This is a genomic window from Blautia sp. MCC269, assembly GCF_018785655.1.
Taxonomy (GTDB): Bacteria; Bacillota; Clostridia; order Lachnospirales; family Lachnospiraceae; genus Blautia_A.
In genome coordinates this window covers 25,010-39,287 of record NZ_WQQE01000011.1, presented here as the reverse complement: position 1 = coordinate 39,287, position 14,278 = coordinate 25,010, and the positions used below count along the sequence as shown (strand labels likewise).

The window sequence follows — 14,278 nt, the reverse complement described above, 5'->3', positions numbered from 1 at the left end:
CAATTTTTTTGGTATGTTCTCATAAAAACACTTTATCTCCGCCTTCTTTTATGATAAAATATAACCAAGACTTAACCAATAGAAAGAAGGTAGACCTCTATGAAATCACAGCGACTGGACATGATCGAAGAATATGTGCTGGAGCATAAGAACGCTTCTCTCGATACATTATGTGAGAAATTTAACGTATCCAAAAACACCATCAGAAGAGATGTCGACATCCTTCTGAAACGCGGCAGTATCATGAAAGTATACGGTGGTGTCGCAGCACTTGAAACTCCACAAACTCTCCCCCTTCTGTCTTACGAAGAGCGTGGCGGACGTTTTCCTGAAGAAAAGAAAGAAATCTGCCGCCGTGCCGCAGAACTTGTGGCAGAAGACGACACCATCTATATCGATACCGGTACAACCTGTCTGAATCTGGTTGATTTTATTGCGGATAAGCACTGCACGATCCTTACCAACAGCCTGCTTATCTTCAACAAGGCAGCATCCTATCCGAACCTGGATATCATTTCCGTTCCCGGAAGACTGAACCGCAAGACCCTGTCTTTCACAGGTCCTGATATCAACGATTATCTGCAGACTTACAACATTTCCATGGCTTTTATGGCCTGCACAGGCGTAACGATGAAGAGCGGACTCACCAACGCCAGTGCCGAAGAATACATCACAAAGAAAGCCATTGCAGAGAACGCCAACAGCATGATCCTTCTTGCTGACCATTCCAAGTTCGGCCGGATCTCACTTATGACCTATTCTCCAATGGAAAAACTGGACGCCATCGTAACCGACCAGGCACTTCCGGAAGAATACGATAATTTCTGCCAGGAACACGGCATCCGTGTTATGACGATCGACTGATCTTTTCATCATGAGCCGCATACCGTAAGATACGCCAGTCCGGTAGCATACGCACAAAACATACGCACCAAAAAAGTGTATCGGTGACATCCTTTATTTCTGTCACCGATACACTTTTTTATGATCCGCCGCAAAACCATTCAGATATTCAGCCAGGCAAAAACAGTGCACCTGCCAGGAGTTCAGCAGATGCACCGTTTTTGAATATGCTCATCTCATTAGAGGATTTTATCTGAGAGGCAGACTTTACATGGTCTGCCTTACAGTGTCATGGATTTATTTTCGAAGCTTTCTTATGCCTCAGTACTTCCTTCCCATGTGCCGACTTTTCTCTTTCCGGCAGCTTCATCGAACCAGTGTGTTGTAACTGTTTTTGCTCTTGTGAAGAAACGATATCCGTCTTTTCCGAGAACATGCAGATCACCGAAGAAGGAATCTTTATTTCCGGAGAATGGGAAGTATGCGGTCGGAACCGGGATACCTACATTGATTCCTACCATACCGCCGTCTGTCTCCATAGCGAATTTACGGCTGTAATATCCGCTCTGTGTAAAGATACAGGAACCGTTTGCAAATGGGTTGGCATTCATGATCGCAATACCTTCCTCATAATCTTTTACTCGTTTGATGCAGGTTACCGGTCCGAAGATCTCGCGGTTTCCTACTGTCATCTCAGGTGTTACATGATCAAGGATTGTCGGTCCTACGAAGAATCCGTTCTCATATCCCGGAACTACTACATTACGTCCGTCAAGTACAAGCTCTGCGCCCTCATCGATACCTTTCTGGATCCAGTTGCAGATCTTCTCCTTATGGCCTGCATTTACTACAGGACCGAGATCTGTAGCTTCATCATATGCACATCCAAGTTTCATGGCTTCTGCTTTTTTCTTAAGGAGGGAAACAAACTCATCTGCAATACTCTCCTGCACGCATACAACCGGAAGAGCCATACATCTCATACCGGCGCATCCATATGTGGAGTTGATGATCGCATTAACAGTAGCCTCAAGGTTGCAGTCCTCAAGTACAAGTGCATGGTTCTTTGCCTCACACTGTGCCTGAACACGTTTGCCATGAGCTGCTGCTTTGGAATATACCTGTTTACCAACACCTGTTGTACCTACAAATGTAACAGCCTTTACTCTCTCATCTGTAAGAAGGATATCAGCCTCTACACGGCTGCATGTTACAAGGTTTACAACACCTTTCGGGAATCCACCCTCTGTATAGAACAGCTCCATGATTCTCATAGCTGTCAGCGGTGTCTGAGAGCTTGCTTTCAGTACTACTGTATTTCCACATGCGATGGAAAGCGGAACCATCCAGCCCCATGGGATCATTGCAGGGAAGTTCATCGGAACAATACCAGCAGTTACTCCAAGTGGTTTACGATATGTAGCTGTGTCATATCCTGTAGTTACCTGCATTGCAGCATCGCCCTGGATCATTGTCGGAAGTGCACATGCCTCTTCTGTAGGCTCGATCGCTTTTTGAACATCTCCTCTTGCCTCTTTGATGTTCTTTCCAAGCTCTTTTGCGCAAAGTACGGAAAGTTCTTCTTTATGAGCATAAAGAACGTCTCTCCATCTGAACATATACTGCTGTCTCTTTGCAAGAGAAAGTGAGGACCATTCCGGGAATGCAGCCTGTGCGGAAGCAATTGCCTCTTCTACTTCATCTGGTGTACAGCAAGGAACCTGTGCGATTACCTCACCTGTACTGGAATCTGTAACATCCATGTATTTCTCTGCTTTTGACTCTTTCCACTCACCGTTTACACAGTAACCCATTTTCTTAATCTCAGCCATTTTCAAGATACCCCTTTCGTGTTTATCTTTTATTTTTTCATTACATAAATTTCTGTCGTTCTCATTTCGTTCTGGTCACATATTATCATTTCTTTTTGTCTTTGTCAATATAGTATGGTTATATTTTGAGTATATCCGCAAGAATATGTGTTAATTTATTCACATTTTATGATATTTCAGATACACTATGTAAACTCTTGTAACAGTCGTGTTTATGGTGTAAATTCATGTCCCATCTTTCTGCTTTTTTATTCAATATTATTGCAAAAGATACTCATTTTTGTTATTTCCGTAACATGCACCCGGAACGGTGCCCGAAACAACATCCGAAAAATACACCATTATTGCTTTTCACACCCCCGCAGGGGACTTCCTTAATTTAGGTCAAGCGGATATTCGTAATCCGCATTCGATTAAAAAGTAATAAAAAAGAGCAAAAATCCTCGTATATTTCAGTAAGTCAAAAATACATTTGTACGCACAATGCGTACACTATCATTTTTTACCCAACCACCGGTATTTCAGACACCTGGAACCAGCAGATATCATCTCAATTTGCCATTTAAACAAAAAAAGACATGAAATAACATATTTTCCATACATTATCTCATATCTTATCATCGTTATAATTTCTGCGGATTCCGGATTACCCAAATATTGTCTGCACCAGAACCATATAAAGTACCGTGCCACCGCCTATGCTGAGCAGCGTGCTCTTCTTCCATTTATGTAACACCACAATAAACAGAATGGCAATCAATTCCGGCAATCCAAAGTGAGTACTTTCCGGCACATCTTTTAAGCAGAACACTACCAGCAATCCAATCACTGCATAAGGCAATACTTTTCCCAGATAGGTAATCACAGCCAGTGGTTCTTTTCCTTCCGGAAATATGATAAACGGCAGAAATCGCGTTGTCATAGTTCCCAGAACTACTACAGCAACGGTTATAATCTGCTGCGTTATTGTCATAGTCATTCTTTATCCCTCCTGTATACACTCTTTTTTTCTTTTCTCCCCATACTTCTTCATTCCCAGGAAGCATAAAATAATGGATGCCATTGCCGGAAGGATAAAACTATCACTTCCAAAGAGTATCAGGCAGATTACAGAGCATACAACACCTACCAGTGCAGGTTTATGATCTTCTGCCTCTTCCCACTGATTGATAAACATAACTACAAACAGCGCAGTCATAACAAAATCAATGCCTTTTGTATTGAAATGGATCACATACCCCAGAAGTGCACCGGAAGTCGCACCAGCCACCCAGTAAAACTGATTCAGTGCATTGACAAAGAACATAAACCATCCTCTGTCCACATCTTCCGGAGGATCTACGGTACAGTTGACCGTAAATGACTCGTCACACATTCCAAAAATAAGATAAAACTTCTTCCATCCTGTATTCTTATATTTCTCCAGCATGGAAATTCCATAAAACAGATGTCTTGCATTTACCATCAATGTCAAAAAGAATGCATACACCGGATTAAACGCTGACAAAAGCAGATTTGCCGTAACAAATTCCATGGAACCTGCGTAAATAAAAAAGCTCATGCACAACGGATATACAAAGGAAAATCCCTTGCTTCGCATCATAAATCCATACGACATTCCCAGAAAAAGAAAGCCCACACAGATAGGCAACGTATACGGAAAGGCTGCTTTAAATGCTTTTTTCTTCATGCCTCAGATATTTCCTTTCATTCATTTCCACGTTATACTTTACTTTTTCCTACCGGAACTGTCAAGAATATCCATCAGCATTTTTTTGCAAACGTTTTCATGCCTGAACTTTCCAGATCTCACGATTTTCATCCAGCGTAACGATATCTCCTTCGTTGATATCTCTTTCATACAAACGTTCATCATCATGCTTCAGACTGATTTCCCGTCCATCTTCACTTTCCAGTATCACCACCGACATAAGCCTTTCTCCAGGCTGCCGTTCTTCGCATCCAAAATCCATATCCTCTTCGATTCTGATTACTTTATACTGCATAATTCAGGCCGCCCTCTTTATAATTCATCCAACAGCACATCATTCACTGCCTCGTAAGCATCTTCCAGTGCGTCCAGCGCTTCTGTCAGCGTATCCATTTTCCGGCTGTCTGCATGATCTTCCTCATATGCATCAATGACTTCTGCCATAACGTCTTTCAGCTCTTCCAGTGAATTGGCAATATCCTGCAGTTTCTGATCCTTATCTTCTCTTGATGTGATATTTACAATTTTGCTCATAATTTTTCTCCCTTCTGTTCTGTTTTGCTGATGATTTATTTTATTATACCACATTCATAATCCACTCCGCTACCTGACCTCTCTGAGCAAAAAAGAAGCCCGGATTTCTCCGAACTTCTTTTATATGTTTCACGTGAAACATTATGTTTTTTATATCTTACCTGCTTGCAAGCAGCCGCACCATGCATTCTTTTAATTTACTTTCATTGACCGGCTTTGTAATATGTGCATCCATACCCGCTGCGCCCTGAATCAGCTCGTCACCGGCATTATGTCCCAGTGTATCATTTATCCCTTTCAATCCATTTACATCCAGAGCAGCATAGACAAACTCCGATGCAAGGGACATTCCGTTCAGATCATCCTTGTAGGCTCTCCGGTTCAGGCATATTCTCTACGATAGAAGAAATCTCATTCTGCTTTACTTCATTCAGCAACCGCACCGGTTCAATCCCAACCTGAACCATACGGGTACCGGTTTCATCCCAGGTGATGGCATACATCATCTTTTTTCCCTCGGAAGTATTCGGTGTGACATCCTGGCACATAGTAAGCGTTTTGTCTTCCAGCATTGGCTTAAAATATTCCATCTGATCTCCAGAATCAAAATTGTAGCCGTAATATTCCGGTATGGTACCGCTGTAGATTTTTCCCGTAGTATCAAACAGATGAATTTCGTCTACAGACATAAGATCCGCAATCTTTTTCAGCTCATCTACATTTTTCTCAGCATCCGGATTCGCATTGATAATATAGGCAACTGCTTTGGCACGTACAATATAGTCCTCTTTCAGCGACGTAATCATATTTTTCTCGTTATCTTCGTTCTTCTCAATTACATTGACTACCCGGTCCAACAGTACCTCTGACATTTTCGCCGTATTTTTGTTGTTGATCCAGTTCAAAATAGCCATCTGGATAACCAAAGCCATCAGAATAAGCCCCAGCGCAAGGAATACGATTTTATCTAATTTTCGTATTTTATCGTATTTTATTTTCTACATTTCTGCTCCTAGCTGATGCTCTGCTGATAAACGCAGAGCATAAAAAACATGCCCTATAGTATCTTTACGTTGTACTATAGTGCATGTTTACATTTAAATCTATGCAACTGGCTGCCATTTTACAGGCCCTATAGCTTTGCGTCACAGTCTTTCAGCTGTTTTGCCTTTTATGATCATAGTTATTTTCTATAGCAATTATAGCTCATTATCTACGATCATTTCAATAGCTGTTCGCAAAAATATACATTCGCCGGTTTTTGAAGGTTATTTCTGTTTTGTTGCCACAAATCCGATCAGATAGAATACTGCTGCCACTACCATGGCATTTACTGCCGCGATTCCTGCATGAATCAGATTGGCTGCCACCGCACCTGCCACAACACCTGCCAGATTAAACCAGTTGGCTGTCTGCAGCGGTACATTTTTTTCTTTATATTTGTCACGTCGGAGGAAGAAGTCCAGAATTACTGTGATGCCGATAGGTGGCAGGGCACAGTTGAGGATATTCAGCCATCCTGTAAAATTATAGTATAACCAGATCGCAAGTGCGGTTCCGATCACACCGGAAATACAGGTAGCAATCTTCATTCTTGCATTGGTGATATTTGAGATTGCAAGTCCGCCGGTGTACAGTGCGTTGTTGTTGGTTGTCCAGATATTGGCTCCCAGCACAATGATCGCCGGAATCGCAAGTCCCTGTGCTATCATAACATAAAAGATATCATCTTTTCCTGTGAACGCACCACCGATAGCTCCGAAACAGAACATCAGGGTATTTCCAAGGAAAAATGCGATCACAGTTGTCCATACAGCAACCTTGTTATTCTTCGCAAAACGAATAAAGTTCGGTGTTGCCGTACCACCGGAAATAAAAGATCCGATTACATATCCGACACCGGTAAATAAAGTAATCGATCCCACAGACTGGTTAAATACTGCTGCCAGGCCACCGCCGTCTGCTGCTGCCGTCACCATGGAATATACTCCCAGGATCACGATCAGCGGTACGGAAATCGTACTTACGATCTCCAGCGCTTTCATTCCTGTGGCTGCGGTAATGGTCATCAGAAGACCTGCCACAATTGTCAGAACCCATTTATTGATTCCCAGTAATTCTGCAGTTGGAATGGAAAACATGGCAACACCGACACCAAACCATCCGATCTGTGTGAGGCCAAGTACCAGTGATGAAAGATAAGAACCTTTTTTTCCAAAAGCTCTTCTGCACAGAAGATCCATGCTCATTCCTGTATCAGAACCAATGTACGCAAGAATTCCGCAGTATGCAGACAGGATCACGCCGCCAATAACGCAGGCTGCCGCAAATCCGTTCAGATCCAGTCCGTTTCCAAGTTTCGCGCCGACACTCATGCTTGCGGAAAAGAAAGTAAATCCCAGCATTACAAAAAACATGCTGCGGAAACCTTTTCTCGCACTTTCCGGCACTGCTTCCATGGAATAATCGTCATCTGCCGCAGTTACCTGGGGTTTTGTTTTTTCGCTCATTTTTACTCCTTTGTTTATCTTATACTGTTTTCAGTTACTCTGTGGAGTGTTTTCCCTTACACACTCCGCCCTTTCCCGTCTCCTTTCTTTTGTTTGCTGTGGAGATTATAACACAAATCATTTCTCTTCTGCAGTTTTTTCCGCAGATGTTTCCGTTTCCCGTTTTTTTCTAAGTTCTACCTTTTTGATCTCTCCCAGGATCTCCACTCCTCTCACCAGAGATCTCGGTTCATTTCGTAAAAGCTCGTATTCTGTCACATAACCGCATTTTTTGTAGATATCCAGGATCGCGCACAGTTTTTTGTTTACCGCATGTACTTTATTCTTCCAGCCCCGGCTCTCGAACCGTACTTTTCCCCGGTCGCTGACAAATCGGACATCCTGCTCAAAATTTTCCCTGCGGATATCTGCCATGGGCAGGATTCCCTCATCTGCTTTCATGGCATAGTAGCGAATTCGCCTGCCATCTGCATTATTTCTGGAGTTTCTCATGATCTCAAGACGCTGGATCAGAATTCTTTTCAGAAGTATCATCTCATCTGTACTTGAAAACTTTACGTTCTCCAGAAGTTTTCTCCCTTCTTCGCTATCCTGAAATTCCTGATCCGGAAACATTGTTTTAAGGAGAGCTGCCGGATCAAGCAGTTCCCGGGACACGCTGATCATCTGCCCGATATCTTCCGCATATTTATAAACCGGAAGCTCCCTTCCTTCCAGAAACCAGTATGCTTTTCCGTTTTTTTCCACTGCTACGGGAATCAGATAATCTGCTACAAAACCTTCCAGTGGCTTTCCTTTGTCATCTTTCAATTCCCGCATCTGGACCTCTTCACTGTAATCGATGGCGATGGTTGTATTCCGAAGCTTTTCCAGGGAATCTCGAAGCCTCTGCTCTCTTTTCTGTATCTTGCCTTTTGTACAGTAAAACCGCACTTTCTCGTCTCCGGACATTACCCGGAGTAAATCTGTCAGGGTGAATTTGGAACAGTTTGCTCTGTACAGGGTGTAGACCGCATCATAAACAACCGCATCATAGTAGGAAAATGTCACGCTCTCCATTTCTTCCGGAACGGTAATGCGGTATCTGCATGTCATATTTTTTCCGCGGCTGCCTACCTCTGCAATATTCAGCTCATTCAGTTCAAATTTATTTTTGTATATTTCCTGAAATACTTTGCATATGTTCATGTAAATATTATCAGGTATTTTCATGGTTATTCTTTCCTCTCTTCTGTTGCGATTCCCGGAATATTACAGGAGACTTCGAAATTCTTCTGCCAGACGTGCTCTTGGATCATCCGGATATTCCAGATTTGTATTTTGAGTTTGTGGGCGTTCTGCTTCCGGAGCTTGTGTTTCTGTGTTTTTCAGTGAATCTGCATTGACTTTCACATCCTGCGGTACTGCAGCTTCTGAAGCGCTCTCGCTCTTTTTCGGTAAAGCATTTGCATTCTCCGTATTTTTCTTATCCGTTTTTGTTTCACGTGAAACATTTGGGGCTGATTTTTTTCCGGACGCTCCTTTTTCTGTGTAAAGGTCCTTCGCCGCATGGAAATCCACACTCACATTCGCCTTCATTCCTGATATGCCATATCTCTGTTTCAAAAAAACAATCTCCTGCTCCCGGATCTCTTTCGACATTTCCTGTTCGTAATTAAATTTGGGCTGTCGGATATTTCTTGGCTGAAGTCCCAGGATCACGCTTGCAGAGTACTCGATTCCTCCCGTCTCCTTAAAAGAATCCATTCTCAGAGATCGCTGTTCCTCCCGGTAAGACTCTCTGTTCAGGGAACTGATCACAAAAACTGCCAGATCATACTTGTTGGAAAGGCCGCTGAGCTCATTGATATTCTCGTCATTTTTCTGCCGTTCTGTAGCGTTCCTGTTTCCAGTGCAGGAAGAAAGGATCTGCAGATAATCTACAAAAACTACCGGCTTTTCTTTCTTTTCGTTCATGAACATTTCCACATCCTGAACGATATCCCGACCCGAAACAGAAAGCTTTTTACGCTCTTTTATGTACATCTTGTCAAAACTGCCGCTGATCTCTTTTCCCACCTTTTCTACCAGCTTCCAGTCTTTCTGTTTTCCTGTATTGTTTTCTTCCCTTAAAAACCAGTCTGCGGTCAGGGAGCTGTTCGGATATCGCATATGAATGGCACGGTTTAATATTTTTGCCTCCATACGGACCGATGGCATTTCCAGGGAATAAAACAGTACCGGCGAACCAGCTGCTGCAATTTCCGAAGCGATCTGCAGTGCAAAGGTACTCTTTCCCATTCCCGGTCTTGCGCCAAGAAAAGTAAGGCCTGCATAAAGTCCGCCGCCAAGCATCTGATCCAGCTTTTTGATCCCGGTAGGATAATGCTTTACGGTTCTTCTTCCACTGGCCGGTTTAAACTGTTTCAGTCTCTCTGAAACAGAAATAAAATTTCCGGCTGCCTGTTCACTCATACTTCTTCACCTCCCCGGCCATTTTGCTTTCAAGTCCCTGAGATAAACGTTTCATAGACTCTTCCATATTTTCCAGATCAATAAAAAACAGATGGATCACCAGTGTATGACCGTAAATCTTCGTTTCAAAACGGTCCCTGATTCCTTCATACTGGTATGAATACTTTGCTTTCGGATAGAGAAGCCAGATTTCCTCTGCCTCGTAACGGCTTGCATATGTAACCATCTGATAAATATCATTTCTGGCTTTTTCGTTGAAGGCACTCCATCCTTCGTTCTTCATATCGGGAAGACTTTTCCATTTTGTATCAAGGATTATCGGTCTGTTTCCTTCTCCTTTTTTCATTACAATATCCGGTCTCAGCTGAAAATCCCGTGGTTTTTCAAACAGATAATAATTTTTATCCTGGGAAGATACCTCCCAGTTTTCTCTGAAATATTTTTTAATCTGGCATGCCACATAATTCTCAAAAACTTCGTCCATGGCAAATAATATGGATCTGGCTTTGATCCCATCAGAAAAATTCAGGAAGCTGTTTCCCTGTAAGATCACTTCCGTCCACTTCATGATCTTCTCATATTCTCTGGAATTCCGGTCAATCCTTATCCGTGCAAGATCCTGGGGGTAATCCATGGATTCCTGTATCCCGTCAAAAAACAGCAGAAGTTCTCTGGCATCCTGTTTATTCTGCTCGTCTGTGGTAACTTTCTGCAATTTCTTTAACGTAGCTTTTATCAGTCGGTTCTCCGGACGGTTCTTTGTAAATTCCTCATACGTTACATAGAATCTCTCTTTATGTGCGATATTTCGCCGGATATGCCCCGCCACCTGGAGCTTTCCGCGAAAGCATCTGAGGTTATCCGTTTTTTCTTCATATGCAGAACGAAGTCCCCGTTTCACCAGCATCTGTGCCTCATCAAGATACATCCGGATATAGGCCTCAAAGAGTTCCATATCCCCCGTTCCAAGAGAAATCTGGTTCATCGCTTTTTCCTTTAACCTGTAGGTGTTCTTAAGCATCTCCAGATAGATCTGTTTCGTCCGGTCCTCACTGCCGCCAAAATAAATCTTTGGCAGAATCTGAAGCCGCAGTCCGCTTTTCAGTTCCAGCTCTCCTACATACTTCTGGATTTTGACAACCGGGATGGAACACTTTTTTTCATAACTGTATTTATACTGGATCGTTGCCGGAGCTTCCTCTTTTTTTCTCAGAGTTTTTTCCAGAGTCTGCACATATTCTACCAGGCAGTCCATATCTTTCTCCGGAAGAAAAACATATACTTCTGCTTTTTCACTGCAGATCTCGTCATATTCTTTTACAGTTTTTACTCGTTTTTTCATAACGTTTCACGCTCTGTCATCAATTCTTCCGGGATGGTTCATAGATCTGGATATAACTTTCTGCATAGTCAAAAGCCTTCTCATTGATCATGTATTTCTTACGCTGAAGCATATCTAGCATATCCGTTTCCAGTTCTTTTCCAAATAAGGTATGTATATCTTTTCCGTTGTCTTCTACTATAAATTTGTAATTGCGGTTCCTTTTCTGATTATCACCCAGCACCATTGCGATCTTCTCGTAATCATCAAAGAAATACTCCTGAAGAAGCGGAAGTACAGATTTTTTGAAAACATTTTTTAATCCATCCAGAGTTGCAGTTTTCTTAAGGCCGCAAAAATAAGCATGTCCGATGGTATGCTCACGGTCATATAGAACCTCTATCCTCTGATTGATGATTTCCAGTAGTTTCTGTATATCTATGGTGCTTTTGCCCGCTTTCTTATCAACTGTATCCGGCATTTCTGGCACTTCTATCTTTATATCTTTCAGCACCTCTGTATCCGGCATCATCTCCACGAAGGAAAAACGTCTGCGTAATGCAGTATCCAGAAGTGCAATAGAACGGTCTGCCGTGTTCATTGTTCCGATAATATATACGTTAGAAGGAACACTGAACGGAAGCCCGGAATATGGAAGGATCACACTTCTCTCATCCGCTTCTCCCTTTCTTTTTGATTCCTCGATCAGTGTGATCAGCTCGCCGAAAATACGGGAAATATTTCCTCTGTTGATCTCATCAATAATAAAAACGTAAGGTTTTTTGCTTTTTTCTGCTTTTTCGCAAAATGCTTTGAAAACGCCCGCTTCCATGGTATATTCCAGATTACGGGATTTCTCTGACTTTTGTTCTTCAGACTGGTTCTGTGCATCCGTTTTTTCTTTATCCAGCACCGGACGGATTCCCTCTATGAAATCCTCATATCCGTAAGACTGATGGAAGGTGGTAAAACCGATTCTTCCTTCCTGTTCCAGTTCATGATAGATTTCCATGATTTTGCTGTGATTCATATTTTTCAGTGTATCCAGAGTATACCAGCCACAGATCAATACTGCATATGTAGCAGTTATGTATGTTTTTCCTGTTCCAGGAGGTCCGTAGAGAATCATATTTTTCACTATTTCTGGATAATCCATAATATGTTTATAGTATGGCATTAAAAGACCTACCCCCTTTATTACCTCTGCTTTAAGCTCTTCTTCTGTCCGAAGTTTTCCATCTTCTGTTTCTGCTTCTATCAGATAACATGGTTCAATATCATCATCATTATCTTTTACAGTATCCGTTTTTTCCTTTACAAATTCTCTTATAATATTTTCATCTTTATTTTTAAGTTCTTTCTCTTTGTGGACAAAAATAGTTCTTGGATCCTTAGTTTTTATATCTTCATCACCGCTTCCATACATATTTTTATACGTATAGCACAGTCCATCTCGAAGTTTCATATCTATAAAACTATAATACTGTTTTCTGTTTTTTTTCAGTCTTTCTCTCTCTTCTTCATTTGTTTCCTTCTTACTGTGCAGAAATGCATGTGCCGTTCCTATACAGATACAATAGCGTGATTTCTTCTCAAGACTTCTTTCACCGTAAATTCCAATGCATATACCTGATTCTGTGTCCGCAGTTAAATATCTTGCTACACACTGATAAGTTCCATGAAAAGAATAATTTTTTTCTCTTTTACCCTTTTCACTTTTCCCCATAGTAAGTCCATATATTCCGCATATTTCTTTCGCAATACCGTCCATACATTCGCGGACTTCTCCCTGTCTGTCCGGTGACAAATCTCTCTCTTCCCCAAGCTCACGGATATACTCAAGTACTTCTCTATACATCTATGCCTGTTCTCTCCATTTCTGTGCTTTTTCATCCATTATATATTTGTTCATTTTCGATTGCAATTATTTCGGATATATTTCTACCAAAATGTTGTTTTTAATTTATATATTATAGAAAATATCTGTTTGTATTTTTAGTTTACAATGATTTAATATCAATTATTTAATGAATAAATTGTAATAATTAATGATTCAATAATATCCGTGAAATTTGATGCATAGTCGTAAATATCCGCTTTATTCTTTAATTTTTCAAATCTATTCCATATATTTTATTGCATATTTCATAGTGTGTATGTTTTGATATGTAAATTTTACTTATTAAATTATCTCTGATGAAAAAACCTTCAACAAAATAAAACAACAAAATCAAAACATACAAAAGCAGCAGAGCTGCTTTAACGGGAGTTAAAATGTAAATCTTAATAATGCATTGGCTGCCTGCCGCTTCAAGGAGGTGAAAATATACTACCGGCATCTGCGTTTTCCAACAGAATCAACAAAGAAGCTAACAGAAAAAAGGCAGACCGGTTCCGGCTGCGGCCACATTGCATTACAACAGAATTACAACAAAACTCCCAACAAAAAAGTTAACGCAGCCAGGCTGCTCGGACGGGAGACAGAATGTAAAACAGGTAATGCAATGATCCAATAGAGATGTACCTGCAAAATTATCATATACAGACAGTGAAAATCCTGAACAACAAAAATAAAACAATGTGTTTGATTTTTCATTAAATTTTCTCTTTCAACAAAAAAGGGCACTTCGGCCCGCTTTCGCTCACTTTAACTCACAGGTAAAAGCTGTCTGTACAGATATTGGTATCCGCAGTATGTGAAGAAGTCGGACACGTCGGTCCCTGCTGCTGTGGCATTGCATTGCCCTTTTACAACAAAAATCCCAACAGAACAGAAAACACAAAAAGCTAAATCGCAGCGCAGCTGCTCTGTCGGGAGAAACAATGATAATAAAAAACTGAATAAAGCGTACCACACCATATGCAGACAACAGGAACTGAAAATCAATACATATCAAATTCCTTTCTTGATTATTGATTTTATTTATTGTACTTCATAATTTTCCATAACTCCTATATGTGATACAAAGTGATGATGATGTAAAAGTCTTCTGTAAAAAACAGTTTCGCGCTGTCTGCATATGGTATGGTACGCAACACATTAAAATCAACAAAAAAAATTCAACAGAAAAGG

Annotated in this window: 13 protein-coding genes and 1 riboswitch; of the genes, 1 reads left to right on the top strand and 12 read right to left on the bottom strand. The window is 41.3% G+C overall.

Annotated elements, in window-relative coordinates; all coding sequences use genetic code 11:
• Window positions 1-99 precede the first annotated feature (99 nt).
• On the top strand, window positions 100-864 hold the full coding sequence (locus tag GPK88_RS04360) for a DeoR/GlpR family DNA-binding transcription regulator (RefSeq protein WP_021977104.1): 765 nt from the start codon (window positions 100-102) through the stop codon (window positions 862-864).
• Window positions 865-1,157: 293 nt separating this feature from the next.
• On the opposite strand, the gene GPK88_RS04355 is transcribed toward GPK88_RS04360, so the two are convergent.
• The 12 genes from GPK88_RS04355 to GPK88_RS04300 form a co-directional block, all read right to left on the bottom strand.
• Window positions 1,158-2,675, bottom strand: coding sequence for a CoA-acylating methylmalonate-semialdehyde dehydrogenase (locus tag GPK88_RS04355; protein ID WP_021977103.1), 1,518 nt, complete (start codon window positions 2,673-2,675; stop codon window positions 1,158-1,160).
• Window positions 2,676-3,321: 646 nt separating this feature from the next.
• The gene (locus tag GPK88_RS04350) at window positions 3,322-3,648 is read right to left on the bottom strand and encodes a branched-chain amino acid transport AzlD family protein (protein ID WP_275945157.1); all 327 of its coding nucleotides are present in this window, start codon (window positions 3,646-3,648) and stop codon (window positions 3,322-3,324) included.
• A gap of 9 nt (window positions 3,649-3,657) precedes the next feature.
• Complete coding sequence (locus GPK88_RS04345) at window positions 3,658-4,365, bottom strand: AzlC family ABC transporter permease (protein WP_173771346.1); 708 nt, start codon at window positions 4,363-4,365, stop codon at window positions 3,658-3,660.
• Between the two features lie 97 nt (window positions 4,366-4,462).
• Window positions 4,463-4,681 carry a hypothetical protein gene (locus GPK88_RS04340; RefSeq protein ID WP_173762487.1) on the bottom strand — a complete coding sequence of 73 codons (219 nt, stop codon included), beginning with the start codon at window positions 4,679-4,681 and terminating at the stop codon, window positions 4,463-4,465.
• A 17-nt stretch (window positions 4,682-4,698) separates the two neighbouring features.
• Window positions 4,699-4,920, bottom strand: coding sequence for a hypothetical protein (locus GPK88_RS04335; protein WP_148445595.1), 222 nt, complete (start codon window positions 4,918-4,920; stop codon window positions 4,699-4,701).
• Window positions 4,921-5,077: 157 nt separating this feature from the next.
• Window positions 5,078-5,269, bottom strand: coding sequence for a diguanylate cyclase domain-containing protein (locus GPK88_RS04330; RefSeq protein WP_173762488.1), 192 nt, complete (start codon window positions 5,267-5,269; stop codon window positions 5,078-5,080).
• Window positions 5,270-5,279: 10 nt separating this feature from the next.
• Window positions 5,280-5,852 carry a hypothetical protein gene (locus GPK88_RS04325; protein ID WP_173762489.1) on the bottom strand — a complete coding sequence of 191 codons (573 nt, stop codon included), beginning with the start codon at window positions 5,850-5,852 and terminating at the stop codon, window positions 5,280-5,282.
• Window positions 5,853-6,023: 171 nt separating this feature from the next.
• Window positions 6,024-6,099, bottom strand: a riboswitch (cyclic di-GMP riboswitch).
• Between the two features lie 89 nt (window positions 6,100-6,188).
• Complete coding sequence (gene codB, locus GPK88_RS04320; protein ID WP_173762490.1) at window positions 6,189-7,430, bottom strand: cytosine permease; 1,242 nt, start codon at window positions 7,428-7,430, stop codon at window positions 6,189-6,191.
• 117 nt (window positions 7,431-7,547) lie between these two features.
• Window positions 7,548-8,618, bottom strand: a complete 1,071-nt coding sequence (locus GPK88_RS04315; RefSeq protein WP_215707554.1) for a hypothetical protein — start codon at window positions 8,616-8,618, stop codon at window positions 7,548-7,550.
• 63 nt (window positions 8,619-8,681) lie between these two features.
• Entirely contained in the window at window positions 8,682-9,884 is a 1,203-nt protein-coding gene (locus GPK88_RS04310; protein WP_195566932.1) for a DnaB-like helicase C-terminal domain-containing protein, read from the bottom strand.
• Window positions 9,877-11,226 (bottom strand): McrC family protein, encoded by a 1,350-nt coding sequence (locus tag GPK88_RS04305; protein ID WP_195566934.1) that lies wholly within the window; start codon window positions 11,224-11,226, stop codon window positions 9,877-9,879. Before GPK88_RS04305 ends, GPK88_RS04310 begins: the two co-directional genes overlap by 8 nt.
• A gap of 19 nt (window positions 11,227-11,245) precedes the next feature.
• Window positions 11,246-13,063, bottom strand: a complete 1,818-nt coding sequence (locus tag GPK88_RS04300) for an McrB family protein (RefSeq protein WP_148445608.1) — start codon at window positions 13,061-13,063, stop codon at window positions 11,246-11,248.
• Window positions 13,064-14,278 lie beyond the last annotated feature (1,215 nt).

Coding starts and splice junctions, on each gene's coding strand:
- GPK88_RS04315 (WP_215707554.1), bottom strand. CDS start 8,618: ATGAACATATGCAAAGTATTTCAGGAAATATACAAAAATAAATTTGAA.
- GPK88_RS04350 (WP_275945157.1), bottom strand. CDS start 3,648: ATGACAATAACGCAGCAGATTATAACCGTTGCTGTAGTAGTTCTGGGA.
- GPK88_RS04325 (WP_173762489.1), bottom strand. CDS start 5,852: ATGGCTTTGGTTATCCAGATGGCTATTTTGAACTGGATCAACAACAAA.
- GPK88_RS04305 (WP_195566934.1), bottom strand. CDS start 11,226: ATGAAAAAACGAGTAAAAACTGTAAAAGAATATGACGAGATCTGCAGT.
- GPK88_RS04355 (WP_021977103.1), bottom strand. CDS start 2,675: ATGGCTGAGATTAAGAAAATGGGTTACTGTGTAAACGGTGAGTGGAAA.
- GPK88_RS04335 (WP_148445595.1), bottom strand. CDS start 4,920: ATGAGCAAAATTGTAAATATCACATCAAGAGAAGATAAGGATCAGAAA.
- GPK88_RS04345 (WP_173771346.1), bottom strand. CDS start 4,365: ATGAAGAAAAAAGCATTTAAAGCAGCCTTTCCGTATACGTTGCCTATC.
- GPK88_RS04310 (WP_195566932.1), bottom strand. CDS start 9,884: ATGAGTGAACAGGCAGCCGGAAATTTTATTTCTGTTTCAGAGAGACTG.
- GPK88_RS04340 (WP_173762487.1), bottom strand. CDS start 4,681: ATGCAGTATAAAGTAATCAGAATCGAAGAGGATATGGATTTTGGATGC.
- codB (WP_173762490.1), bottom strand. CDS start 7,430: ATGAGCGAAAAAACAAAACCCCAGGTAACTGCGGCAGATGACGATTAT.
- GPK88_RS04360 (WP_021977104.1), top strand. CDS start 100: ATGAAATCACAGCGACTGGACATGATCGAAGAATATGTGCTGGAGCAT.
- GPK88_RS04330 (WP_173762488.1), bottom strand. CDS start 5,269: ATGTCCCTTGCATCGGAGTTTGTCTATGCTGCTCTGGATGTAAATGGA.
- GPK88_RS04300 (WP_148445608.1), bottom strand. CDS start 13,063: ATGTATAGAGAAGTACTTGAGTATATCCGTGAGCTTGGGGAAGAGAGA.